This window comes from Pseudomonas sp. CK-NBRI-02 (assembly GCF_008124495.1).
Taxonomy (GTDB): domain Bacteria; phylum Pseudomonadota; class Gammaproteobacteria; order Pseudomonadales; family Pseudomonadaceae; genus Aquipseudomonas; species Aquipseudomonas guariconensis.
In genome coordinates this window covers 122411-147325 of record NZ_VSJH01000017.1, presented here as the reverse complement: position 1 = coordinate 147325, position 24915 = coordinate 122411, and the positions used below count along the sequence as shown (strand labels likewise).

Below are 24915 nucleotides of genomic sequence, written 5' to 3'. Positions count from 1 at the left end.
ATGACGGTCTTATCGGGCTGTCATCGTATTCAACGCGATATTTGCCGTTTTTTTCACAAATCATCCGGATAATGCCCCGGATATTTCATTAGCCGAAGTTAGGGAGAACTCGGCGATACCAGGAAGCGCTCTTCTATGGCATTTACCTCCAGTGCTCCACGCCCAGTTCGCAAGCGCGGTATTTTCCGTCGTTGGCAGGTATGGGTAGGGGTAGTCGCAGTGTTGGGCTATGTCCTGGCGGTGATCATGCATTGGGACGATCGCGCCGTGCTGTGGGTCAAGGAGCGCTTCGAGAACAAGGTCGAGCGCGGTGAAAGCGTCTGGCTGCCGGACTACGTGGCGGACATCGATGCCAAGGTATTGCCGGGCATGTCGGACGATGAGCCATCGGACCTGGCGTTCAACCCGTTTACCCGGACCCTGTTCGCGGTAATGGGGAACAACCCTTTCCTGGTCGAGCTGAGCCTCGAGGGTGATGTGCTGCGCAAGATCCCGCTGGTGGGCTGGGACAACCCCGAAGGGGTCGCGGTGTTGGCCGATGGCCAGATCGCGATCGTCGACGAGCGCAAGCATGACATGACCCTGGTGAGCGTGGATGCCAGCACCTCCAGCTTGACCTACGCGGACCATCCGCACCACGACCTGGGCAAGTCAGCCAACAGCAACAAGGGTTTCGAGGCCATCGCCTGGGACCCTGTCCGCCAGCGTCTGCTGTTGGGTGAAGAGCGTCCGCCCAAACTGTATGCCTGGAGCACCGATGGCAAAAGCCCGCTCAAAGGCGAAAAGCAGGTTGTGCCCAGCGACCAGCTCGATGTGCGCAATCTCTCCGCCTTGTGGGTCGATCCCCGCACGGGCCATTTGCTGGTCTTGTCGGCTGATTCCAACTTGCTGCTGGAACTGGACGAAAAGGGCAAACAGGTCAGCTTCATGACGTTGCTCGGCGGTTTCAACGGCTTGAAGCACACCATTCCGCGCGCCGAGGGCGTGGCGACGGATGACCAGGGCAACCTGTACATGGTGAGTGAGCCAGACCTTTTCTATCGTTTCAGAAAGAACTGACGGCATTAAGTTTTATTTCAGTCGACCATGATTAGATTCCGGCCTTTCTTATCGGATCTATCTTCATGTGTCGTCGTTCACGCCTGTTCCTTGTTCTGGTGCCGTGCCTTGCGCTGCTGGCGGGTGGATTGGCCGCCCATGAGTTTCGTCTGTTCGAGCGTGGCTGGTTCAATCTTCAGGCTTGGTGGCAGCCTGCCGAGCAGGGCATAGGCCTTGATCGTTACCGTGTGACGCTCGAAGCCCAGCCTATCGCAGGGCTGGATGACGATATCTCGGCGCTGACCTTCGACCCCGACCGCAAGACCCTCTTTACCGTCACCAACAAACGCTCCGAACTCATCGAACTGTCGCTGGAAGGTCGCATCCTGCGCCGCGTCCCCCTGACCGGCTTCGGCGATCCCGAGGCGGTGGAATACGTGGGAACCAACAGTTATGTGATCACCGACGAGCGTGAGCAGCGGCTGATCCGCGTGCATCTGGACGACGACACACTGTTTCTCGACGCCAACGATGCCGAGCAGCTCACCTTGGCCATTGGCCGTAATGGCAACAAGGGCTTCGAAGGCCTGGCCTACGACTCGGCAGGCAAGCGCCTGTTCGTGGCCAAGGAGCGCGACCCGATGATGATCTACGAGATTCACGGCTTCCCCCACGGAAAACCCGGAAAACCCTATGCGGTGCATGTGGTGCAGGACCGCAAGCGCGATTCGCGGTTGTTCGTGCGTGACCTGTCGAGCCTGCAGTTCGACGAGCGCACGGGGCATTTGCTGGCGCTGTCGGATGAGTCTCGGTTAGTGGTGGAACTGGATGTGGAGGGCCGGCCGCTGAGCACGCTTTCGTTGAACAAAGGCTTTCAGGGGCTCAAGCGCAGTGTGCCGCAGGCCGAGGGCCTGGCCATGGACGAGGAGGGGACCATCTATCTGGTCAGTGAGCCGAACCTGTTCTACGTCTTCAGGCAATCGACAGATTGAACGCGGGTCGCGAGCAGGTCTGAGCTCAAGGTCGCCAACTCCCACCGGATACCGGTGGAAACTGGCGAAGTGTTCAACGGGCTGCAATGCAGCCCCAGAAGGGTTACTCGGCCTTGAGCGTCTTGACGCCTTCGGCGGTGCCGAGCAGCAGCAGGTCCGCCGGACGCGCCGCGAACAGGCCGTTGGTGACTACGCCGACGATGGCGTTGATCTGCGACTCCAGGCCGACCGGGTCGGTGATTTGCAGGTTGTGCACGTCAAGAATGACGTTGCCGTTGTCGGTCACTACGCCTTCGCGATACACCGGGTCGCCGCCGAGCTTGACCAACTGGCGAGCCACGTGGCTGCGGGCCATGGGGATCACCTCGACCGGCAGCGGGAAGGCGCCCAGCACGGGCACCAGCTTGCTGGCGTCGGCAATGCAGATGAAGGTCTTGGCCACCGCCGCGACGATCTTCTCCCGGGTCAGGGCCGCACCGCCGCCCTTGATCAGGTTCAGGTGCGCATCGCTCTCGTCGGCACCGTCCACATAGAACTCCAGTTCGCTGACACTGTTGAGTTCGTACACCGGGATGCCATGGGACTTCAGGCGCTCGGCAGTGGCTTCGGAGCTGGCGACAGCGCCGTCGAAGGCGGTCTTGTGCTTGGCCAGGGCATCGATGAAGAAGTTGGCGGTCGAACCGGTGCCGACGCCGACGACGCTTTTCTCATCCAGCTTGGGCAGAATGAAGTCGACGGCAGCCTGGGCGACGGCCTGTTTGAGTTGGTCCTGGGTCATGCGGGCTCCGAGAGGGGCGGGATTTCAAAGCCCGGTATTATAGACGCAAGTGCCGGCAAAACCTCGGTTTCGCTGTGGTCGCCCGACGTAGCGCTGCGGTAGACTCCCAGGCCTTGTCCCGCGGCCAGTGATGCTTTCCCGATGCTCGAACAGTACGTCAAGAAGATCCTCACCTCGCGCGTCTACGACGTCGCTGTCGAAACCCCGCTGCAGAGCGCTGGCCAGTTGAGCAAGCGGCTGGGCAACCAGGTCCTGCTCAAGCGCGAGGATCTGCAGCCGGTGTTCTCCTTCAAGATCCGTGGGGCGTACAACAAACTGGCGCAGCTGAGCCCAGAAGAACTGGCCCGCGGCGTGGTCACCGCCTCGGCCGGCAACCATGCCCAAGGTGTGGCACTGGCGGCGCGCGAATTGGGTATCAAGGCAACCATCGTGATGCCTAAGACCACCCCGGAGATCAAGGTCGAAGGCGTGCGCTCGCGCGGCGGCAAGGTGGTGCTGCACGGCGACTCCTTCCCCGAGGCGCTGGCCTATTCGCTCAAGCTGGTCGACGAGAAGGGCTTCGTCTACATCCACCCCTATGACGACCCCCACACCATTGCCGGTCAAGGCACCGTGGCCATGGAAATCCTGCGCCAGCACCCGGGGCACCTGGACGCGATCTTCGTGCCCGTCGGCGGCGGTGGCCTGATCGCCGGCATCGCCGCCTATGTGAAGTACCTGCGTCCCGAGATCAAGGTGATCGGCGTCGAGCCGGACGATTCCAACTGCCTGCAGGCCGCGATGGCTGCAGGCGAGCGCGTGGTGCTGCCGCAGGTCGGCCTGTTCGCCGACGGCGTGGCGGTGGCGCAGATCGGCCAGCATACCTTCGACATCTGCCGACAGTATGTGGACGAGGTGGTGACGGTCAGCACCGACGAGATTTGCGCTGCCATCAAGGATATCTACGACGATACCCGCTCGATCACCGAACCTGCAGGCGCCTTGGGCGTGGCGGGCATCAAGAAATACGTCGAGCTGTATGGCGTATCCGGCCAGACCCTGGTGGCGATCGACTCGGGTGCCAACGTCAATTTCGACCGCCTGCGCCATGTGGCCGAGCGCGCCGAACTGGGCGAAAAGCGCGAGGCGATCATCGCTGTGACCATTCCGGAGCGACCGGGCAGCTTCAAGGCATTCTGCGAGGCGATCGGCAAGCGCCAGATCACCGAGTTCAACTACCGTTACCACGCCGACAAGGAAGCGCACATCTTTGTTGGCGTGCAGACTCACCCTGAAACCGATCCGCGGGCGATGCTGGTCCAGCAACTGACCGAGCAAGGCTTCCCTGTCACAGACCTGACCGACAACGAACTGGCCAAGCTGCATATCCGCCACATGGTCGGCGGGCACTCGGCAGGGGCCAGCGACGAGATGGTGCTGCGCTTCGAGTTCCCCGAGCGCCCAGGGGCGCTGTTCAATTTCCTCAATAAACTCGGCGGTCGCTGGAACATCTCCATGTTCCACTACCGCAATCACGGCGCAGCCGATGGCCGAGTGGTCGCAGGCCTGCAGGTACCGGACGACGAACGCCACCTGGTACCGGCGGCACTGGCCAAGATCGGCTACCCCTACTGGGACGAGACCGATAACCCGGCTTACAAGCTGTTCCTAGGCTAAACGACTAAGCTTGCCCTATCGCTCAAGGACGTGAAGATATGGAATACCTGACCACCCTCAAGGCCCTGCACATCGGTGCCACCGTGTTGTTGCTACTGGGCGCGCTGGGCCTGGCGATCTGGACCGTCGCTGCCCGCCGTCGTGGCGATGCCGAGGCCTACGGCAAGCTGCTGCGCCGGCCTCTGGTGTTTGTCTGGTTGTTGATGGGCGTTTGCTTGGTGAGCATGCCGTTCACCGGTTGGTGGCTGGTGCACCTGATCGGCTGGCCCCTGGGGCAGACGTGGTTACTGGCCTCCAGCGTCATCTACAGCGTTGGCGCGTTCACTGCCTGGTGGTTGTTGGTCCGTCTCAACCGGCTGCGCAAGGCTGAACCCACGGGGTTGCGCTTCACCCTGGCGTTGGCGTTGATCAGTGGCGTGTGCTTGCTCTCCATCGCCGGACTGATGGGCGCCAAGCCGATCTGAGCCCCAAGGGGTCGTTCCACGCCCCATCGCAGGCTTGGCCAGCTTCCACCTGGATCCGCTTTGAAAGGTAGGCGCTGGCGCAGCTGCGATGCTACGTCACCAACCCTTCATGAAACCGCGGTATATCGTTACAGACCCTCGGCGACGTTCATGAGCCGGGCCCCGGCAAGACCCCATGGAACACAGAGTTTTCACCTCGCCGCACATAAGCTTGGCGGGCGCGTTGCTGCGCTCGTGAGCTTTGTGGAACAATGCGTTGACATGCGTTTGCGAGGTTGCTGCCGTGATCGACCCGGATGGTTTTCGCCCCAATGTCGGGATCATTCTTACGAATGATGCCGGGCAGGTGCTATGGGCTCGACGGATCAACCAGGATGCCTGGCAATTCCCCCAGGGTGGCATCAACCCTGACGAGACGCCGGAAGACGCCCTGTACCGCGAGCTGAACGAAGAAGTAGGCCTGGAACGCGAGGATGTGGAAATTCTTGCCTGCACCCGTGGCTGGTTGCGTTATCGTTTACCCCAGCGCCTGGTGCGCACCCACAGCCAGCCCCTGTGCATTGGCCAGAAACAGAAGTGGTTCCTGCTGCGCCTTGTGAGCAATGAGCAGCGGGTACGCATGGACCTGACCGGCAAGCCGGAATTCGACGGCTGGCGTTGGGTCAGCTACTGGTATCCCTTGGGCCAGGTGGTGACATTCAAGCGTGAGGTCTATCGCCGCGCCTTGAAAGAGCTAGCCCCGCGCCTGTTGACGCGCGACTGACGACGGAGTCCGACCCCGAGCCATGCTCAATACGCTGCGCAAGATCGTCCAGGAAGTGAACTCCGCCAAAGATCTCAAGACGGCGTTGGGGATCATTGTCTTGCGCGTCAAGGAAGCCATGGGCAGCCAGGTCTGCTCGGTCTACCTGCTCGATCCGGATACCAACCGTTTCGTGCTCATGGCCACCGAGGGCTTGAACAAACGCTCCATCGGCAAGGTCAGCATGGCCCCCAACGAAGGCCTGGTCGGCCTGGTCGGTACCCGGGAAGAGCCGCTGAACCTCGAAGACGCCGCCGCCCACCCCCGTTATCGCTACTTCGCCGAGACCGGCGAGGAGCGCTTCGCCTCCTTCCTCGGTGCACCGATCATCCACCACCGTCGTGTGGTCGGGGTGTTGGTCATCCAGCAAAAGGAGCGCCGCCAGTTCGACGAAGGCGAAGAAGCCTTCCTGGTCACCATGAGCGCCCAGCTCGCAGGCGTTATCGCCCATGCCGAGGCCACCGGCTCCATCCGGGGCCTGGGCCGCCAGGGCAAGGGCATCCAGGAGGCGCGCTTCGTCGGTGTGCCTGGCTCGCCGGGCGCCGCCGTCGGCAAGGCCGTGGTGATGCTGCCGCCGGCCGATCTGGAAGTGGTCCCGGACAAGACCGTCGAGGACATCGACACCGAACTCAAGCTGTTCAACACCGCTCTGGAAGGTGTGCGCGCCGACATGCGCAAGCTGTCGGCCAAGCTCGCCACCCAGTTGCGCCCGGAAGAGCGCGCGCTGTTCGACGTCTACCTGATGATGCTCGAGGACGCGGCTTTGGGCGGCGAGGTGGCGCAGGTCATCAAGACCGGCCAATGGGCCCAGGGCGCCCTGCGCCAGGTGGTGGGCGAGCACGTCAGCCGCTTCGAGTTGATGGACGACGATTACCTGCGTGAGCGGGCATCGGACGTCAAGGACCTGGGCCGGCGCCTGCTGGCCTATCTCCAGGAGGCGCGCTCGCAGACGCTGGTCTACCCGGACAACACCATCCTGGTGAGCGAGGAACTGACCCCGGCGATGCTCGGCGAGGTACCGGAGGGCAAGCTGGTCGGCCTGGTCTCGGTACTCGGCTCGGGCAACTCCCACGTGGCGATCCTGGCTCGGGCCATGGGTATCCCGACGGTCATGGGCCTGGTCGACCTGCCGTACTCGAAGGTCGACGGCATCGAAATGATCGTCGACGGCTACAAGGGTGAAGTGTTCACCAACCCGGGCGAGGTGCTGCGCAAGCAGTACAGCGACGTGGTCGAGGAGGAGCGCCAGCTGGCCCAGGGGCTGGATGCCCTGCGTGAGCTGCCGTGCGTGACCCCGGATGGCCACCGCATGCCGTTGTGGGTCAACACGGGGCTGCTGGCCGATGTCGCCCGTGCCCAGCAGCGTGGTGCCGAAGGCGTGGGCCTGTACCGCACCGAAGTGCCTTTCATGATCAACCAGCGCTTCCCCAGCGAGAAGGAACAGCTGACGATCTACCGTGAGCAGCTGCAGGCGTTCCATCCGCTGCCTGTGACCATGCGCAGCCTCGATATCGGCGGCGACAAAGCGCTTTCGTACTTCCCGATCAAGGAAGAAAACCCCTTCCTGGGCTGGCGTGGCATCCGTGTGACCCTCGACCACCCAGAAATCTTCCTGGTGCAGACCCGCGCCATGCTCAAGGCCAGCGAGGGCCTGAACAATCTACGCATTCTGCTGCCGATGATCTCCGGCATCCATGAGCTGGAAGAGGCGCTGCACCTGATCCACCGCGCCTGGGGCGAGGTGCGGGACGAAGGCACCGATGTGCCGATGCCGCCGGTCGGGGTGATGGTCGAAATTCCTGCCGCGGTGTACCAGACCCGCGAGCTTGCGCGTCAGGTGGACTTCCTGTCGGTCGGTTCCAACGACCTTACCCAGTACCTGTTGGCGGTCGATCGCAACAACCCGCGCGTCGCCGACCTCTACGACTACTTGCATCCAGCGGTGCTTCAGGCCTTGCAGACCGTGGTCAGCGTCGCCCATGAAGAAGGCAAACCGGTGAGCATTTGCGGTGAGATGGCCGGCGATCCAGCTGCCGCCGTGCTGCTGATGGCGATGGGCTTCGATAGCCTGTCGATGAACGCCACCAACCTGCCAAAGGTGAAGTGGATGCTGCGTCAGATCAACATGAGCAAGGCCAAGGAACTGCTGGTCGATGCCATGAGCCATGACAATCCGCAGGTTATCCACAGTTCGCTGCAGTTGGCCCTGAAGAACCTGGGGCTGGCGCGGATGATCGGGCCTGGGGCCAACAAGACCCTCTGACATCACTCCTGGCCTCTTCGTGGGTAAACCCGCGAAGAGGCCGATACACCAATGCCTTTCAGACCAGCAGCTCGACCTCTCCCAAGTGCCCGCCAAAGGGCCCGAAACTGCGCTCGATGATTCGCCGCCGTCCTTGGTCATCGACCAGCAATACCGTACTCGCCCGTGTTCCATAGTTCTGGCTGGCAATGAACACGCTCGACAGCAGCTTCTCGGTCGCCAACCCCACGCCAGTTTCCGGCAGATCGCTGTCATGGGCCGGCGCTGCATCGGCGAGCAACGCCAGCAGATGCTCCGGCTGAGGATCCTCAAGTAACGCCTCCAGCCCACTACGCGCCTTGATCAGCTTGGGCCAGGGCGTATCCAGCCCGGCATTGGACAGCCCGTACACCCCAGGCTCCAGCAGGCGCGGCGAGGTCTGGCGTGCGTTCAGGTAACCCAGCTGCCCGGCATCGCCCACCAGTAGATTGAATCCTGAGTACTGGCTGCTGCGGCTGGCCACCTGGTCGAGGTAAGCCTCCACGCCCAGGTCCCCGCGCAGATAGGCCGCCACCAGCTCGCCGCGTGAGCGTGGCCCGAGTGGCTGTTGTGGGTCACGGATGTTGGTCAGCGCCGCGAAGCGTCCCTGGGGGCCGATGCCCAGCCAGGTGCCACCGGCTTCCAGGTCGCGACCGGCATGCACGCCCGGGGCGTCCTCCCAGGCGGCCAGGGCCTGGGTCGGGCGGGCGTAGAACTCGTCACGGTTGGCCGCGACGATCAGCGGCAGGGCGTGCCCCGGCCGCCAGGCGAAAACGATCAGGCACATGTCAGGGCCTCGGTTGTTTTGGCCACTCTACCCACTAGGGCTGCGTCTATCCATCACCTGACAGAGAGTTCACTAGAGCCACGGGGCTGGCTTCCGCTACCATGGCGGATTGTTTCCATAAGGGGCGACGAATGGAATTCGTACTCTATCTGCTGTTGGGGGCCTGCGCCGGTGTGTTGGCCGGGCTGTTCGGTGTGGGCGGTGGCATCATCATCGTGCCGGTGCTGGTGTTCAGCTTCACCCTGCAGGGCTTCGACCCTTCGGTACTGACTCACTTGGCCGTCGGCACGTCGCTGGCGACCATCGTCTTCACGTCGATCAATGCCGTGCTCGAGCATCAGCGCAAGGGCGCGGTGCAGTGGCCGATCTTCGCCTGGATGACTCTGGGCATCCTGCTCGGCGCGCTGGTCGGGGCCAAGACTGCCTCGCTGATCCAAGGCCCGATGCTGCAGAAGATCATCGGCGTGTTCGCCCTGGTGATCGCCGCGCAGATGGCCTTGGACCTCAAGCCCAAGGCCAGCCGTGGTATCCCCGGCAAGCCTGGCCTGACCGCTGCTGGCAGCGTGATCGGCTGGGCCTCGGCGATCTTCGGCATCGGCGGCGGCTCGCTGACCGTGCCGTTCCTGACCTGGCGCAGCCTGCCGATGCAGCAGGCAGTGGCGACCTCGTCGGCCTGTGGTTTGCCGATTGCCGTGGCCAGTGCCCTGAGCTTCATGTGGCTGGGTTGGAACGAGCAGCACTTGCCGGCTCACAGCATCGGTTACGTCTATCTTCCTGCGCTGGTGGGTATCGCGGTCACCAGCATGTTCTTCGCCCGATTCGGTGCCCGCCTGGCGCACAGGTTGTCGCCGCGTTTGCTCAAGCGCCTGTTCGCCGCGCTGCTGTTTTGCGTCGGACTGAGCTTTTTGATTTAACCCGAGAGGAATGACAATGCTGCCTTACCCGCAGATCGACCCCGTGGCCGTGGCCATCGGGCCGCTGAAAATCCACTGGTACGGCCTGATGTACCTGATCGGCATCGGCGGCGCCTGGCTGCTGGCCTCGCGCCGGTTGAACCGCTTCGATCCCACCTGGACCCGCGAGAAACTCTCCGATCTGGTGTTCTGGCTGTCCATGGGGGTGATCGTCGGTGGGCGCCTGGGCTATGTGCTGTTCTATGACCTGCACCAGTACTTGGCCAATCCGACGTTGATCTTCGAGGTCTGGAAGGGCGGCATGTCGTTCCACGGTGGCTTCATCGGCGTGATGCTGGCGGCATTGTGGTTCGGCAAGCGCAACAACAAGTCGTTCTTCGAGCTGATGGACTTCGTCGCCCCGCTGGTGCCGATCGGCCTGGGCGCCGGGCGCATCGGCAATTTCATCAACGCCGAGCTGTGGGGCAAGGCCACCGACCTGCCTTGGGCGATGGTCTTCCCGCCGTTCAGCGACCCGGCGCAACTGCCGCGTCACCCGTCGCAGCTGTACCAGTTCGCCCTCGAAGGTGTGGCATTATTCGTCATCCTTTGGCTGTACTCGCGCAAACCGCGCCCGACCATGGCCGTTTCCGGCATGTTCGCGCTGTTCTACGGGATTTTCCGCTTCATCGTGGAATTCGTGCGGGTACCCGACGCCCAGCTGGGGTACATCGCCTTCGGCTGGTTGACCATGGGTCAGTTGCTCTGCGTGCCGATGATCGCCGGCGGCATCTTCCTGATCTGGTGGGCCTACAACCGCAAACCTACGGCCAAGGCCACCGTTTGACTCTCACGGCAGGGGCGATCCCCCTGCCGTTCTTGCTACAGGTAAGCCATGAAACAGTATCTAGACCTGGTCCGTGACGTCATCGAAAACGGTACGTTGCAGGAAAACCGCACCGGCATCCGCACCATCAGTCTGCCGGGCGCCATGCTGCGTTTCGACCTGCAGAAGGGCTTCCCGGCCATCACCACGCGCAAGTTGGCGTTCAAGTCGGCGATCGGCGAGATGGTGGGTTTTTTGCGCGGCGTGAAGAATGCCGGGCAGTTCCGTGAGTTGGGCTGCAAGGTCTGGGACCAGAACGCCAACGAGAACGCTCAGTGGCTGGCCAATCCCTTCCGCCAGGGTCACGACGACCTGGGTGAAATCTACGGCGTGCAATGGCGCCAGTGGCCGGGCTACAAGCGCATCCCGCTGAGCAATCCGGCGGCCATCGAGATGGCCGAGAAGGCAGGCTTTCGCCGCATCGCCCAGGATGAAGAAGACGGCCAGGCGTTCGTCATCCTGTACAAGGCCATCGACCAGGTGCGCCAGTGCCTGGACACCATCGCCCACGACCCGGGCAGCCGCCGCATTCTGTTCCACGGCTGGAACTGCGCCCAGCTCGATGAAATGGCCCTGCCGCCGTGCCACCTGCTGTATCAGTTCCACCCCAATGTCGAGACCAAGGAAATTTCCCTGACGCTCTACATCCGTTCCAACGACCTGGGCCTGGGCACACCGTTCAACCTCACCGAAGGCGCGGCGCTGCTGTCGCTATTCGGCCGGCTGACCGGCTACACCCCGCGCTGGTTCACCTATTTCATCGGCGATGCCCATGTGTATGAAAACCACCTGGACATGCTGAACGAGCAGATGAAGCGCGAGCCATTGGCGGCGCCGAAACTGGTGATCAGCGACCGCGTGCCGGCGTTCGCAGAGACGGGCAAGTACGAGCCCGAGTGGCTGGAGAAGATCGAGCCGAGCGACTTCTGGCTGGAAGGGTACGAGCACCATGCACCGATGACCGCGCCGATGGCGGTCTGACCCTGAGAGGGCTGGGCTGCTCGCAGCCCCCCTCAATGCCCGTGACTGCGTCCCACGTGGGAGTGCTCGGTTTCGGGTACCGATACCGCCCCGTTCGTCTCCAGTTGCTGAAGGATCGCGCACTCCGATCCTTTGGCGTTGCACTGCTGGCGCAGCTCCACCAACTGCGCCTGCAGCGCCATCAACCCATCGATTCTCGCCTGCACATGCTCGATATGCTCGTCGATCAGCGCATTGACGCTGCCGCACGAATCGTCGGGGCTGTCGCGCAGGCGCAACAGGCTGCGGATTTCGTCCAGGGTCATGTCCAGGGTGCGGCAGTTGCGGATGAAGGTCAGGCGCTCCACATGGGCCTGGGTGTATTGCCGGTAGTTGCCTTCGGTGCGGGCGGGGGCCGGTAGCAATTGCTCGCGCTCGTAGTAGCGGATGGTCTCCACGGCGCACTCGGTGGCCTTGGCCAGTTCTCCGATCTTCATGGCAATCTCCAGGAAAGGGGCTTGACCCTATAGTGGCTACAGGGTGTTCACTTGGCAACAACCCACTCTGTGGATACCTGCAGAGGTCAGCGCTCACGTTAAGGATGATTCCATGAACCAGCCTGTCAGCCCCGAACATCAGCATGACCACGGCCATGATCACGATCATGGCGACAAGGCGCACAGCCATGCCTCCCATGGTCACGGTTGCTGCAGCTCCAGTGCCGCGCCAGCCAGGGTGCAATTGACCGAGAGGGCCAGTGGCCAGGCACGGCTCAGCCGTTTCCGCATCGAGGCCATGGACTGCCCCACCGAGCAGAGCCTGATCCAGGACAAGCTCGGCAAGCTGGCGGGCATCGAACAACTGGAATTCAACCTGATCAACCGCGTGCTCGGCGTGCGCCACACGCTGGAGGGTACGGCCCAGATCGAGCAGGCCATCGACAGCCTGGGGATGAAAGCCGAGCCTATGAGTGCTGAGGGTGACGATGCCCCAGCCGCGCCCCTGGCCCACAAGCCCCGTTGGTGGCCGCTCGCGTTGTCGGGTGTGGCGGCGATCGCCGCCGAGCTCGTGCATTTCTCCGGCAAGGCACCGGAGTGGGTCGTGGCGCTGTTGGCGCTGGCAGCCATCCTCGGCTGTGGCCTGGGCACCTACAAGAAGGGCTGGATCGCCCTGAAGAACCGCAACCTCAATATCAATGCATTGATGAGCATCGCCGTGACCGGTGCCGTGTTGATCGGCCAATGGCCGGAGGCGGCCATGGTCATGGTGCTGTTCACGGTTGCCGAATTGATCGAGGCGCGCTCGCTGGACCGCGCCCGTAATGCCATCGGTGGGCTGATGCAACTGAGCCCGGACCTGGCCACGGTGCAGCAGGCTGACGGCCAATGGCGTGAGGTCGAGGTGCGAGATGTGACTATCGGCGCCTTGGTGCGCGTGCGCCCTGGTGAACGCATCGGCCTGGACGGCGAAGTGGTCAGTGGGCAATCGAGCGTCGATCAGGCGCCGATCACCGGCGAAAGCCTGCCGATCGAAAAGGCTGTCGGCGACAAGCTGTTCGCCGGCACCATCAACCAGGCCGGTGCCTTGGAGTACCGGGTCACTGCGGCGGCAGGGCAGTCGACCTTGGCGCGCATCATCAAGGCCGTCGAAGAGGCCCAAGGCGCCAGGGCGCCGACCCAGCGCTTCGTCGACCAGTTCTCGCGCATCTACACCCCGGCGGTGTTCGCGGTGGCCCTGACGGTGGCGATCATTCCGCCGCTGTTCATGGCCGGCGCCTGGTTCGACTGGATCTACCGCGCGCTGGTCCTGCTGGTGGTGGCCTGCCCTTGCGCCCTGGTGATCTCCACCCCGGTGACCATCGTCAGTGGCCTGGCGGCGGCGGCGCGCAAGGGCATCCTGATCAAGGGCGGCGTGTACCTCGAAGGCGGGCGCAAGTTGGACTTCCTGGCTCTGGACAAGACCGGCACCATCACCCATGGCAAGCCGGTACAAACCGACAGCAAGGTGCTCGACCCGTTGTTCGAAGGCCGCGCCCAGGCGTTGGCGGCAAGCCTGGCGGCGCGCTCCGACCACCCGGTGTCGGGCGCCATCGCCCAGCATGCCCAGGCGCAGGCCCTGGAGCTGAGCGACGTGCGTGAGTTCACCGCCCTGGCTGGTCGCGGCGTGCGGGGCGAAATCGACGGCACCCTGTATCACCTGGGCAACCATCGCCTGGTCGAAGAGCTGGGCCTGTGCTCGCCGGCTCTGGAGGCCGAACTGGACCAGCTCGAGCGCCAGGGCAAGACCGTCGTGCTGCTGCTCGACGGCTCCGGACCGCTGGCGCTGTTCGCCGTGGCGGACACGGTCAAGGACAGTAGCCGCCAGGCCATCGCCGAGCTGCATGCGCTGGGTATCAAGACTGTCATGCTGACCGGCGATAATCCCCATACCGCCCAGGCCATCGCCGCCCAGGTGGGCATCGACCGCGCCGAAGGCAACCTTTTGCCGGCGGACAAGCTCGGCAGCATCGAGGCACTGTACGGCCAAGGGCATCGTGTCGGCATGGTCGGTGATGGCATCAACGACGCGCCGGCCCTGGCCCGCGCCGAGATCGGCTTTGCCATGGCGGCGGCTGGCACCGACACCGCCATCGAGACCGCCGACGTGGCGCTGATGGACGATGACTTGCGCAAAATCCCCGCCTTCGTCAGGCTGTCGCGCCAAAGTGCGGCGATCCTGACGCAGAACATCGTTCTGGCATTGGGCATCAAGGCGATTTTCCTGGCGATCACCTTCGCCGGCATGGCGACCATGTGGATGGCGGTGTTCGCCGACATGGGCGTGAGTCTGCTGGTGGTGTTCAACGGCTTGCGCCTGCTGCGTAAATAGAGGTAATTCGATGCTGAGCGCGGAGCTCAAAGCCTTCTACATGGTGGCCCGCCTGGGCAGCATCACTTTGGCTGCGAAGAAGCTCGGGCTCAGCCAGCCCACGGTGACCACGCAGATCCGCAACCTGGAGAGCCAGTACGCAGTTGAGCTGTTCTACCGGGGTGGGCGGCGCTTGGTGCTGAGCGAGGAGGGCGCGCGACTGTTGCCGATGGTCAAGGCCTTGCTGCAACAGGAAGCCGACATCGAGTTCGAGCTGCGCAACAGTGGTCAGGCCCAGGGCGGTTTGCGCATCGCCGCCACCGCACCCTATTACATCCTCGATCTGGTGAAGATCTTCCGTGAGCGCTTGCCACAGGTGGAACTGACCGTAGAAATCGGCAATTCCCAGCAGGTGCTGGAGATGCTCGAGGACTACCGGGTGGACATCGCTGCCTCTTCCCAACTGGTGGAAGACAATCGTCTGGTGCGTCGCGTGCTGGGTAGCGACCCGCTGGTCGTGGCGGTGCACCGCAACCACCCGCTGGCCCATCGCCACGCAGTTTCCATCGACGCGCTGGCCGGGCACTGTCTGTTGATGCGTGAACCTGGTTCGACCACTCGCAAGCTGACCGAGCGCATGCTCGAGGAGGCCGGGGTCAACGGTGGGACGCTGTTGGAAATCGGCAGCCGTGAATCGATCCGCGAGGCGGTGCTGCGCAACATCGGCATCAGCATCATTGCCCGCCATGAAGTGCCGCATAACCCGGAGCTGCGGGTGTTGACGCTGGAGAATGCTCCGGTGATGCACGAGTACTTGTACTGCCTCAAGGAGCGGCGCCAGGCCAGGTTGCCGGCGGCGTTCCTGGGCGTGGCACAAGAGGTGGTGGGATCGCAGTTCTAGATCGGTGTTGGCTCCTTGGGGGTGTGTGCTGAACCCTGTAGGAGCGGGTTTCCCGTGAAAGCGCCGTTGAGTTCACTACAAAAATCCGTGAATGGCACTATCGGCAGCTTTTGCTTACCAGCCACATAACCTTCGCATTGAGTTCCTAGCATGGCCCCATCTGTTCGATGAGGCCCTGTCATGAACAACGCTATCCCCGCCCCGGGCGCACAAATGAAAGTGCGCAACATCCACAAGCGTTTCGGCGCCTTCACGGCCCTCAACGATGTCTCCCTGGACATCGCCGCCGGCGAGTTGGTCTGTCTGCTGGGCCCTTCCGGCTGTGGCAAGACCACGCTGCTGCGCTGCATCGCCGGTCTAGAGCGCCAAGACCGTGGCGAGCTGTACATCGGCGAACGCGATATCTCCCACTTGCCGCCCCAGGCCCGTGACTACGGCATCCTGTTCCAGTCCTATGCGCTGTTCCCCAATCTGACCGTCGAGGCCAATATCGCCTATGGTCTGACCGGCAGTAGCCGCGAGCAGGCACGCCATCGTGTGGCGCAGATGCTCGAACTGGTCGGTCTCTCAGGCAGCGAGAAGAAATACCCCGGCCAGCTGTCCGGCGGCCAGCAGCAACGCGTGGCCCTGGCCCGCGCCTTGGCGCCGTCGCCTTCGCTGTTGTTGCTCGACGAGCCCATGTCGGCACTCGATGCACGTGTTCGCGAGCACCTGTGCACCGAGTTGCGCCAGCTTCAGCGCCAGTTGGGCATCACCACCCTGATGGTGACCCACAACCAGGACGAAGCCATGTTGATGGCCGACCGCATCGCCGTGATGAACAACGGCCAGGTCGAGCAGTACGCCACCCCGCAGGAAATCTACGACCAGCCCGCCACGCCGTTCGTGGCCGAGTTCGTCGGTCAGGGCAACTGGCTGCCCTTCCAGCGCAGCGGCGACAGCCATGCCCAGGTGGGGGGCATGAACATGCGCCTGGCCCCTGGGGCGGTGCACAGCAGCAGCGGTCGACTGTTCTGTCGCCCTGAGGCGATCACCGTCAACCCGGTGGTGCATGAGGAGAACCTGTTCCCGGCCATGGTCCAGGAGATCACCTTCCTGGGTAACCGCTGCCGCATGAGCTTCGAGCTCAAGGCCCTGCCTGGCCATTCGCTGCTGGCGGAGCTGGCGCCAGAGGCCATGCCGCGCCTGGGGTCCCAGGACATCTGGGTGGCCTTGCCGCCGCGCAGCCTGCAGGTCTTTGCCTGAGATGGCCGCGCCCCTGTCCGTCGCGATCCCCCAGGCCAAGTCGGCACCACGCAGTGGTGTCGCTCTGGGCGATCGACTCTTCGTCGTCGGCGGCAAGTGCTTGCTGCTGCTCCTGCTCATCCTCGCCGTGCTGATGCCCCTGCTGGCGATCTTCTGGCGTGGCTTCAATGGTGAGGCCGGTCAAGGTGGCGGCCTGGTCGCCGCCCGTGAACTGTTCGCCAGCGAGAACTTCCACTGGCTGTTGGGCAACAGCCTGAAGGTCGCCTTCAGTGTCGCGGCCATTGTCGTGCCGCTGGCCTATCTGTTCGCCTATGCCTTGCAACGCACGCTGATCCCCGTCAAGGGGCTGTGGCGAGGCATCTCGCTGCTGCCGCTGCTGGCGCCGTCGATGCTGCCGGCGATCGCGCTGGTCTACCTGTTCGGCAACCAGGGCCTGTTGCGCGGGCTGCTGACCGATAACGTCTATGGCTTCTGGGGCATCGTGCTGGGCGAGGCGATCTACACCTTCCCCCATGCTTTGATGATCCTGCTGTCGGCTTTGACGTTGGCGGATGCACGTCTGTTCGATGCCGCGTCGAGCATGGGCGCCGGGCCCTGGCGCGCGTTTCGCAGCATCACCTGGCCCGGCACCCGCCAAGCGGTGTTCGCCGCGTTCTGCCTGGTGTTCACCCTGACCATCACCGATTTCGGCGTGCCGGTCGTGGTGGGAGGCGACTATCAAGTGCTGGCGCTGGAAGCTTACAAGGCGGTGGTCGGCCAGCAGCAGTTCGGTCGGGGGGCGTTGATCGGCATGGTGTTGCTGGTGCCGGCGTTGCTGAGCTTTACCGTCGATGCCTGGCTGCGCCGACGCCAGGGCGATGCCATGAGTGGTCGTGCGCAGGTGTTCCAGCCCCAGCCGTCGCGCCGCCGTGATGGGTGCTTCCTGGCCATCGTGCTGCTGGTCTGCGCGGTGCTGTTGCTGGTCATCGGTATGGCGGTGTACTCGTCGTTGGTAAAGTTCTGGCCGTACAACCTGTCGCTGTCGTTCAAGCACTATATGTTCGACGACACCGCCGGTGGCGGCTGGCTGGCGTACCGCAACAGCGTGACCATGGCGCTGGCCACGGCGCTGATCGGCAGCCTCGTGATCTTCACCGGCGCCTACCTGATGGAGAAGACCCAGGGCCAGCGCCTGCTCAACCAGTCCCTGCGCCTGCTGAGCTTCATTCCCATGGCGGTGCCGGGCCTCGTCCTGGGCCTGGGCTATGTGTTCTTCTTCAACCTCAACGGCAACCCATTGCACGTGTTCTATGGCGGCATGGCGCTGCTGGTGGTGTGCACCATCGCCCACTACCTGACCACGGCGCAGATGACCGCGACCACTGCCCTGCGCCAGCTCGACAGTGAGTTCGAAGCCGCCGCGCTATCGCTCAAGGCACCGTTGTACAAGCACTTCATGCGGGTGACCGTGCCGATCTGCCTGCCGGCGCTGCTGGACATCATCCGCTACCTGTTCGTCTCGGCGATGACCACCGTGTCGGCAGCGATCTTCCTGTACAGCCCCGACACCATTCTCGCCGCCGTCGCCGTGTTGAACATGGACGACGCCGGCAATGTGGGCGGCGCCGCCGCCATGTCCACTTTGATCCTGCTGACCAGCGCGACCGCTTCGCTGCTGCTGGCCGGTGCATCCCGCGGCCTGCTGCGCCGCTCCCAGGCCTGGCGCCAGCGTGCGCCCGGCCATTGACCGACTGCCAACCCTGTAAGGAACCGCATCATGTTCAAGCCCCTCGCACTTGTCGCTGCCGTATCCGCCGTGTTCAGCCTGCAGGCTTCGGCCGCCGGGACCCAACTGACGGTCTACACCGCCCTGGAAGCCGAGCAGCTCAAGAGCTACAAGCAGGCCTTCGAGAAGGCCAACCCGGACATCGAGATCAAATGGGTGCGTGACTCCACCGGTATCATCACCGCCAAGCTGCTGGCCGAAAAAGACCGCCCGCAGGCAGACGCGGTGTGGGGCCTGGCTGCCTCCAGCCTGGCTATCCTCGACCAGAACGGCATGCTCGAAGCCTACGCGCCCAAAGACCTGGGCAAGATCTCCCCCAACTACCGCGACGCCGCCAACCCGCCTGCCTGGGTCGGCATGGACGTCTGGGCTGCCACCCTCTGCTTCAACACCGTCGAGGCCGAGAAGCAGGGCCTGAGCAAGCCGGTGAGCTGGCAGGACCTGACCAAGCCTGAGTACAAGGGCAAGATCGTCATGCCGAACCCGGCCTCGTCGGGCACCGGCTTCCTGGATGTCAGTGCCTGGCTGCAGACCTTCGGCGAGCCTCAGGGCTGGGCCTACATGGACGCCTTGCACCAGAACATCGGTCAGTACGTCCACTCCGGGTCCAAGCCGTGCAAGCTGGCTGCGGCCGGTGAGTTCCCGATCGGTATCTCCTTCGAGTACCCGGCCGTGCAGCTCAAGCGCCAGGGCGCGCCGCTGGATATCATCCTGCCCAAGGAAGGCCTGGGCTGGGAAATCGAAGCCACCGCGGTCATCAAGGGCTCGCCGAAGGCCGAGGCCGCCAAGCGCCTGGCCGATTTCTCGGCAAGCCCCGCGGCCATGGAGCTGTACAAGGAAAACTTCGCCGTGCTTGCCGCCCCTGGCATCGCCAAGCCGCAGACCGAGCTGCCGGCAGATTACGAGCAGCGCCTGATCAAAAACGATTTCGCCTGGGCCTCGAAGAACCGCGACGAGATCCTGAGCGAGTGGCGCAAGCGCTATGACGGCAAGTCGGAGAAAGTCGCTCAGCAGTAATCGCGGCTAGTCTCTTGCGAGGGCCGCTTGCCCTCATTCGCGGGTAAACCCGCTGCCACAGGGATGATGCTGAACCTTGTGGCAGCGGGTTTACCCGCGAATGTATTGGTACCTAATTCTGGAGATGAGCAATGCCCACCCCCGAACAGATCATCCATACCACTTTCACCCTCTACGAACGCCACGGCGCCGACGACTACATCGGCGAGGCGATCACCCAGATCGAGCACATGTCCCAGGCCGCCGAATTGGCCATGGCCGAGGGCTTCGACGATGAAGTGGTGTTGGCCGCATTCTTCCATGACATCGGCCATCTGTGCGGGGAGGGCGAAGGGGACATGGGCGGCTATGGGGTGGTCAGCCACGAGCGGATCGGGGCCGAGTACCTGCGCCGCTGCGGTTTCGGCGAGCGCATGGCGCGGTTGGTGCAGTACCACGTCGAGGCCAAGCGCTACCTGACCTTGCGCCAGCCGGGTTACTACGACCGCCTGAGCGAGGCGAGCCGGCGTACGCTCGAATATCAAGGCGGGGTGATGAGCGATGCCGAGGCCGACGCATTCGAGCAGGACCCGTTGTTCAAGGTCAGTCTGCGCATGCGCGAGTGGGACGAAATGGCCAAGGAGGTCGGGGTACCGGTGATCGACCTGGCGATGCTCAAGGAAAAGGCCCTGGCGTTGCTCTGACAGACCTCTACGCGGGTAAACCCGCGAAGGGATCTACAAGTCGTTCACCAGGGCTTCGAGTTGCTCCTGCCGCTCGGCCTGATTGACTCGCGCGCCAGGGTTGAGCGTCGACCACTGGGGGTGCGCCCGGGCGCGCTTGAGGGCCTCGGGCAGCTTGCCCTCACGCCAGGCTTTTTCATCCGGCTCGCTTAGGCGGATGCTGTCTTGCGCGGCATGTCCGCGGCTGTCGAGCGCTACCATCAGCTGTTGTTGGCGCAGCGCCAGCAGGCGCAGCACTGTGTCGTCCACGGTCAGTTCGCGCTGGCCTTTGAGCTTGCCCATCAGGCGCGACCCATAGTTGCGCGCCGTTTGCAGTGCGCCACCGGCAATGGCCCCGGCCAGGGCGGCGGCACCCAGGGTCAGGCCACCCACCAGCAGGTCCACGCCAGCCCCGGCGGCAGCCCCGGCCGCCACGCCGCTGCCCAGGCGCACGCCGAGCAGCTTCAAAGTCTCCGGGTTGAACAGGTCATCCCCCCAGCGCCCATCGAGCAAGGGCAGGTCACCGGCATGGGCGTCGTCGCGACGGAAGGCATAGAGCTTGAGCAGTGCTTCGACGCAGCGTTGCTCGCGTTGACGCACCTCATGACGCAGGGTTTCGATGGCTTGGGCTTCGGCGGCAGGTTCGGCCTCGACGCTGCGTCGGCAGGCGGCGCAGTCGAGCAGCAACTCGGCGATCAAGCGCTTGGCACTTTGCTGGCGTGCCTTGCGCTGGGCCTGCTGGTCGTCGATCAGGCGTTGCAGGGCGGGGCGGGCGTCCTCGAGCAGCAGGGCCAGGCTCTCGTACAGGCGCCGTTCGCCATCCTCGGGCGGCGCCACGCTGTCGAAGCGCACCAGGGCGTGCAGGCCAAGACGGGCGAGGGCTTCGCGCCACTGAGGCTCGCGATGCTGCTGGCTGGCGACGAAGTTGAGCACGGGCAGCAAGGGCTTGCCGCAACTGGCCAGGACTTCCAGCTCATCGCGGTACTTGGCCAGCACCGGCTCGCGGGCATCGATCACATAGAGCCCGGCATCGCTCGCCAGCAGTTGGCGCAGGACCTTGGCTTCCTGTTCGAAACGCTGGCGCGCCTCGCTGCCCTGGAGAAACCGCTCCAGCCGTGCCGGGCCGTCCAGGCGTTCGCCGGGGCGTTCCAGGCGTTCCAAGTAATCGAGCAGGGCGATGGCATCTTCCAGGCCGGGCGTGTCGTACAGCTCCAGCAGCGGCTCGCCGTCCACCGACAGCCGCGCGCCCTCCACGTGACGGGTGGTGCTGGGCCGGTGGGAGACCTCGCCGAAGCTGACGTCACGGGTCAGGGTGCGCAGCAGGGAGGTCTTGCCGACGTTGGTGTGGCCGACCACGGCCAGCTTCAGGGGCTCAGTCATGGCCGTGCTCCAACCAGGTCATGGGCGAGGTGTCGGCGTGGGGCAGGCCGAGGCGATCCAGGGCGTCATGCCAATCACCCAGGCGATCGGCGTCCAGCGGCTCGCCTGGGAGGGCCTGGAGCAGCCAGATGCGTGTGGCCCCTGCGTTACGTGCCAGTTCGGCCAGCAGTGCGAGGCTGCCACGGTCAGGCGAGCGACGGGGGTCGCAGGCGATGGCCAGGCGGGCTGGCGGGAAGCGGCTCAGTTGCTCCAGCAGCTTGTTGCGCGATTCGCGGCTGTCCAGCACGCCCGCGTTGGCCACGGTCTTGGGCAGAATGGGTGGCCAAGGACGCTGGTCATCCAGCTCCAGGCCGACCAGCAGGGCGCCGCCATCCTGAACGCCCAATTGGCCGGCCCGGAACTCGGGCAGGGCGTGAGGCGCGGCGTCCTGCACGCCGAGCCGTTCGCTGCTGGGCATCAACACCTCGCGCAGGTGGCTGTAGCCGGGCAGGTTCAGGTCCAGCTTCAAACGCGCGCGACCCTGATGCCAGTGCCACAGGCAGAGCAGGGCGAGCAACAGGCGCGGCAGCAAGCCGTACACCAGCACCACGCCAAGCAACCAGCTGGCCCAGGCCTGGCGTGCCAGGTCGAGCGCGGGCAGGGTGTCGCCGCTGGCGCGGATCAGGGCTTCATCGGGCACCGCGAAGCCCAGTAACGAAGGCAGAGCGCCGAGGGTCTGGGTCAGATGGATGAACGGTTCTGCGGCGAGCAGGGTGGTTTCCCAGACGAAGCCGTAGCGCCGGGTGGCCAGCAACGCCAGAAGCATGCCCACTGCGGCGACCATTGCCAGCAGCCACAGGCCATGCACCAGCGCGCCGAGCAGCCAGCGGTTGAGCCGTTGGCGTTGCAGCATCACCAGCAAGGCGGGGGCCAGGTGCGCGGCCTGCGCATCGCGGGCCAAGCGTTCGCTGAGCCATAGCCACAGACGGCCAAGGCCTGTGTCGTGCTCGCCGGCCAGCAACAGCCCGGCGGCCCATCCCAGCAGCATCAGCAGGTTCAGCCCCAGCAGGCTGCCCAGGGCCCAGAACACATTCACCGGGCGCTGCCCGTCGCCCAGGGCCGCCAGCCCCAGGCCGGCGCCGCTGAGAACGGCCAGTACCATCAGGGCCAGCAGGGCCAGGCGCGCGCCCTGTTTCCAATGGCGCAGGGCGTGGGTCATACCATCGCGTTCGGCCAGCCACAGCGCGCGCGTTTCGATGCGCGCCGCCAGGTCGCCACCTTGTTGGCGGGCGCGGCGGTTGGCTTCCTGATCTTCCAGGGGGCCGGCCTGTTCCTCGCGCAGGCGCACCGCTTCGGTGAGCCAGCGTTTGTCGAATAGGGTGGGTGCAGTCACGAGCTCTTCCATTGCACAAGTCAGGGCAAAGCATAACCCAGGCGTCGGGTGCTATCCTCGCCACCATGAATACATCACTCCCCCTCAGCCTGATCGCGGCACTCGCAGAGAACCGTGTGATCGGCATCGACAACACCATGCCCTGGCACCTGCCGGGGGACTTCAAGTACTTCAAGGCCACCACCCTGGGCAAGCCCATCATCATGGGGCGCAAGACCTGGGATTCGCTGGGCCGCCCCTTGCCGGGGCGCCTGAACATCGTGGTCAGCCGCCAGCCGGGCCTGCAATTGCAGGGCGCCGAGGTGTTTCCCTCGCTGGAGGCAGCTCGGGTACGGGCCGAGCAGTGGGCGCGGGAACAGGGCGTCGGCGAGCTTATGTTGATCGGCGGGGCGCAGTTGTACGGGCAAGCGCTGGAGAAGGGCTTGGTCAGCCGCATGTACCTGACCCGGGTGGAGCTATCGCCGGAGGGGGATGCGTGGTTCCCTGAGTTCGACAAGGCTCACTGGCGCTTGGTGTCGAGTGAGCCGCAGGCCGAGGAAGGCAAGCCTGCGTATCACTTCGAGGTGTGGGACAAGGTTTGAAACTACCGGGGCTGCTTTGCAGCCCTTCGCGGGTGAACCCGCTCCCGCAAGGATCACCACCAACCCTGTGGGCGCGGATTTACCCGCGAAGCAGTCGCCACGGAGCTAGGAATGGCTCAGCTCGGCATGGGCATCATCGGCCAGCACCTGCTGGTCGGTCTGCTTGAGCAACTGGCTGGTGACTACGCCTGCCGTCATGGAGCCGTTCACGTTCAATGCAGTGCGACCCATGTCGATCAGCGGCTCCACGGAAATCAGCAACGCCACCAGCTCCACCGGCAGGCCCATGGCGGGCAGCACGATCAGCGCAGCGAAGGTCGCGCCGCCGCCCACACCGGCTACACCTGCCGAGCTGAGGGTGACGATGGCCACCAAGGTGGCGATCCACAGTGGGTCGAAGGTATCGATGCCCACCGCAGGCGCGACCATCACCGCCAGCATGGCCGGGTACAGGCCGGCACAGCCGTTCTGGCCGATGGTGGCGCCGAACGAGGCGCTGAAGCTGGCGATGGACGGCGGAACGCCCAGGCGCCGGGTCTGCGCTTCGATGTTCAGCGGGATGCTCGCTGCGCTCGAGCGGCTGGTGAAGGCGAAGGTGAGCACGGGCCAGACCTTGCGCAGAAAGCGCAGCGGGCTGACGCCGGTCGCGGCCAGGATCACGCCATGCACCACGAACATCAGGCCCAGGCCCAGGTACGACACCACCACGAAGCTGCCCAGCTTGAGGATGTCCTCGAGGTTGGAGCTGGCGACCACCTTGGCCATCAGCGCCAGCACGCCGTAGGGAGTGAGCTTCATCACCAGGCGCACCAGGCGCATCACCCAGGCCTGCAGGGTATCGATGGCCGCCAAGGCGCGGTTGCCCTTGTCGGCGTCGTCCTTGATCAGTTGCAAGGCAGCCAGGCCCAGGAACACAGCGAAGATGACCACGCTGATGATCGAGGTCGGCTTGGCCCGCGCCAGGTCACCCACCGGGTTGGTGGGGATGAACGACAGCAGCAACTGCGGGATGTTGAGGTCGGCGACCTTGCCCGCGTAGTCGCTGTGGATGGTTTGCAGCCGCGCGGTTTCCTGGGCGCCGGCCACCAGGCCGTCGGCGCTCAGGCCGAAGAGGTTGGTCAGGGTGATGCCGATCAGCGCCGCGATCGCGGTGGTCAGCAACAGGATGCCGATGCTCAGCACGCTGATCCGGCCCAGGGACGATGCGTTGTGCAGGCGAGCCACCGCGCTGAGGATCGAGGCGAAGATCAGCGGCATCACGATCATCTGCAACAGGCCCACGTAACCGTTGCCGACCAGGTCGAGCCAGGCGATCGTCGCCTTGAGCACCGGATGGCCCGCGCCATAAAGCGTGTGCAGCACCAGACCGAACGATACGCCCAGCACCAGGCCGAGCAGGACTTTCCGGGCCAGGCTCCAGTCGGTACGGCGGGTTTGCGAAAGGCCCAGTAACAAGACCACGAAGGCCAGCAGGTTGAGTGACAACGGCAGGTTCATTGAAGCTCCAGGTAAAGCACAAGAGGCATCGCCTCTGATTGAGCGATTGCGAACGCAAATGCTAACAGCCTG

Annotated in this window: 22 protein-coding genes; 16 read left to right on the top strand and 6 right to left on the bottom strand. The window is 64.2% G+C overall.

All coding sequences use genetic code 11. The features are described from left to right. The first annotated feature begins 135 nt into the window (after nt 1-135). Nucleotides 136-1059, top strand: a complete 924-nt coding sequence (locus DQ397_RS14035; protein ID WP_043211470.1) for an SdiA-regulated domain-containing protein — start codon at nt 136-138, stop codon at nt 1057-1059. A 65-nt stretch (nt 1060-1124) separates the two neighbouring features. Beyond that, nucleotides 1125-2030 (top strand): SdiA-regulated domain-containing protein, encoded by a 906-nt coding sequence (locus tag DQ397_RS14030; protein ID WP_043211469.1) that lies wholly within the window; start codon nt 1125-1127, stop codon nt 2028-2030. 103 nt (nt 2031-2133) lie between these two features. Here the strand turns inward: DQ397_RS14030 and rpiA are convergent, their stop codons facing one another. Then, a complete protein-coding gene (rpiA, locus tag DQ397_RS14025; protein ID WP_043211467.1) occupies nt 2134-2808 on the bottom strand; it encodes a ribose-5-phosphate isomerase RpiA in 675 nt (224 codons plus the stop codon). A gap of 141 nt (nt 2809-2949) precedes the next feature. Between rpiA and ilvA the strand changes: the two genes are divergently transcribed. From ilvA to ptsP, 4 genes are all read left to right on the top strand, one after another. Beyond that, nucleotides 2950-4464, top strand: coding sequence for a threonine ammonia-lyase, biosynthetic (ilvA, locus tag DQ397_RS14020; protein WP_043211465.1), 1515 nt, complete (start codon nt 2950-2952; stop codon nt 4462-4464). A 38-nt stretch (nt 4465-4502) separates the two neighbouring features. Beyond that, nucleotides 4503-4928, top strand: a complete 426-nt coding sequence (locus DQ397_RS14015) for a DUF2269 family protein (RefSeq protein WP_043211463.1) — start codon at nt 4503-4505, stop codon at nt 4926-4928. Between the two features lie 283 nt (nt 4929-5211). Continuing rightward, entirely contained in the window at nt 5212-5691 is a 480-nt protein-coding gene (locus DQ397_RS14010) for an RNA pyrophosphohydrolase (protein WP_029614755.1), read from the top strand. A 22-nt stretch (nt 5692-5713) separates the two neighbouring features. Continuing rightward, entirely contained in the window at nt 5714-7993 is a 2280-nt protein-coding gene (ptsP, locus tag DQ397_RS14005) for a phosphoenolpyruvate--protein phosphotransferase (RefSeq protein ID WP_070571747.1), read from the top strand. A 58-nt stretch (nt 7994-8051) separates the two neighbouring features. Here ptsP and DQ397_RS14000 read toward each other — a convergent pair whose 3' ends face one another. Next, nucleotides 8052-8798 (bottom strand): NRDE family protein, encoded by a 747-nt coding sequence (locus DQ397_RS14000; RefSeq protein WP_043208694.1) that lies wholly within the window; start codon nt 8796-8798, stop codon nt 8052-8054. 131 nt (nt 8799-8929) lie between these two features. On the opposite strand from DQ397_RS14000, the gene DQ397_RS13995 reads away from it, so the two are divergent. From DQ397_RS13995 to DQ397_RS13985, 3 genes are read left to right on the top strand one after another with little or no spacing between them, the layout of a single operon-like run. Further along, entirely contained in the window at nt 8930-9712 is a 783-nt protein-coding gene (locus DQ397_RS13995; RefSeq protein ID WP_043208693.1) for a sulfite exporter TauE/SafE family protein, read from the top strand. A gap of 16 nt (nt 9713-9728) precedes the next feature. Further along, entirely contained in the window at nt 9729-10538 is an 810-nt protein-coding gene (gene lgt, locus DQ397_RS13990) for a prolipoprotein diacylglyceryl transferase (protein WP_043208691.1), read from the top strand. Between the two features lie 48 nt (nt 10539-10586). Continuing rightward, nucleotides 10587-11558 (top strand): thymidylate synthase, encoded by a 972-nt coding sequence (locus DQ397_RS13985; RefSeq protein ID WP_043208690.1) that lies wholly within the window; start codon nt 10587-10589, stop codon nt 11556-11558. Nucleotides 11559-11590: 32 nt separating this feature from the next. Here DQ397_RS13985 and cadR read toward each other — a convergent pair whose 3' ends face one another. Continuing rightward, a complete protein-coding gene (gene cadR / locus DQ397_RS13980; RefSeq protein WP_043208688.1) occupies nt 11591-12034 on the bottom strand; it encodes a cadmium resistance transcriptional regulator CadR in 444 nt (147 codons plus the stop codon). Between the two features lie 112 nt (nt 12035-12146). Between cadR and DQ397_RS13975 the strand changes: the two genes are divergently transcribed. The 6 genes from DQ397_RS13975 to DQ397_RS13950 all read left to right on the top strand — a co-directional run bounded on the left by DQ397_RS13975 (nt 12147) and on the right by DQ397_RS13950 (nt 19995). Then, nucleotides 12147-14405 carry a heavy metal translocating P-type ATPase gene (locus tag DQ397_RS13975; protein ID WP_043208686.1) on the top strand — a complete coding sequence of 753 codons (2259 nt, stop codon included), beginning with the start codon at nt 12147-12149 and terminating at the stop codon, nt 14403-14405. A 10-nt stretch (nt 14406-14415) separates the two neighbouring features. Beyond that, complete coding sequence (locus tag DQ397_RS13970; protein ID WP_043208684.1) at nt 14416-15285, top strand: LysR family transcriptional regulator; 870 nt, start codon at nt 14416-14418, stop codon at nt 15283-15285. A gap of 180 nt (nt 15286-15465) precedes the next feature. After that, nucleotides 15466-16530 (top strand): putative 2-aminoethylphosphonate ABC transporter ATP-binding protein, encoded by a 1065-nt coding sequence (locus DQ397_RS13965; protein ID WP_043208682.1) that lies wholly within the window; start codon nt 15466-15468, stop codon nt 16528-16530. A 1-nt stretch (nt 16531) separates the two neighbouring features. Beyond that, nucleotides 16532-18256 carry a putative 2-aminoethylphosphonate ABC transporter permease subunit gene (locus DQ397_RS13960; RefSeq protein WP_043208681.1) on the top strand — a complete coding sequence of 575 codons (1725 nt, stop codon included), beginning with the start codon at nt 16532-16534 and terminating at the stop codon, nt 18254-18256. A gap of 30 nt (nt 18257-18286) precedes the next feature. After that, nucleotides 18287-19312 carry a putative 2-aminoethylphosphonate ABC transporter substrate-binding protein gene (locus DQ397_RS13955; protein WP_043208679.1) on the top strand — a complete coding sequence of 342 codons (1026 nt, stop codon included), beginning with the start codon at nt 18287-18289 and terminating at the stop codon, nt 19310-19312. Between the two features lie 131 nt (nt 19313-19443). Next, a complete protein-coding gene (locus DQ397_RS13950) occupies nt 19444-19995 on the top strand; it encodes a phosphonate degradation HD-domain oxygenase (protein ID WP_043208677.1) in 552 nt (183 codons plus the stop codon). Between the two features lie 33 nt (nt 19996-20028). Here the strand turns inward: DQ397_RS13950 and DQ397_RS13945 are convergent, their stop codons facing one another. Together DQ397_RS13945 and DQ397_RS13940 are read right to left on the bottom strand one after the other, a co-directional pair. Further along, entirely contained in the window at nt 20029-21393 is a 1365-nt protein-coding gene (locus tag DQ397_RS13945) for a GTPase/DUF3482 domain-containing protein (RefSeq protein WP_043208676.1), read from the bottom strand. Next, nucleotides 21386-22777, bottom strand: a complete 1392-nt coding sequence (locus tag DQ397_RS13940; protein ID WP_043208674.1) for a DUF2868 domain-containing protein — start codon at nt 22775-22777, stop codon at nt 21386-21388. The genes DQ397_RS13945 and DQ397_RS13940 overlap by 8 nt, the downstream gene beginning before the upstream one ends. Nucleotides 22778-22830: 53 nt before the next feature. Here DQ397_RS13940 and DQ397_RS13935 point away from each other — a divergent pair, with 53 nt between their 5' ends. Next, nucleotides 22831-23346, top strand: coding sequence for a dihydrofolate reductase (locus DQ397_RS13935; RefSeq protein ID WP_043208669.1), 516 nt, complete (start codon nt 22831-22833; stop codon nt 23344-23346). A 105-nt stretch (nt 23347-23451) separates the two neighbouring features. On the opposite strand, the gene DQ397_RS13930 is transcribed toward DQ397_RS13935, so the two are convergent. Next, nucleotides 23452-24843: an L-cystine transporter gene (locus tag DQ397_RS13930; RefSeq protein ID WP_043208668.1), complete on the bottom strand. Its 1392-nt coding sequence runs from the start codon at nt 24841-24843 to the stop codon at nt 23452-23454. Nucleotides 24844-24915 lie beyond the last annotated feature (72 nt).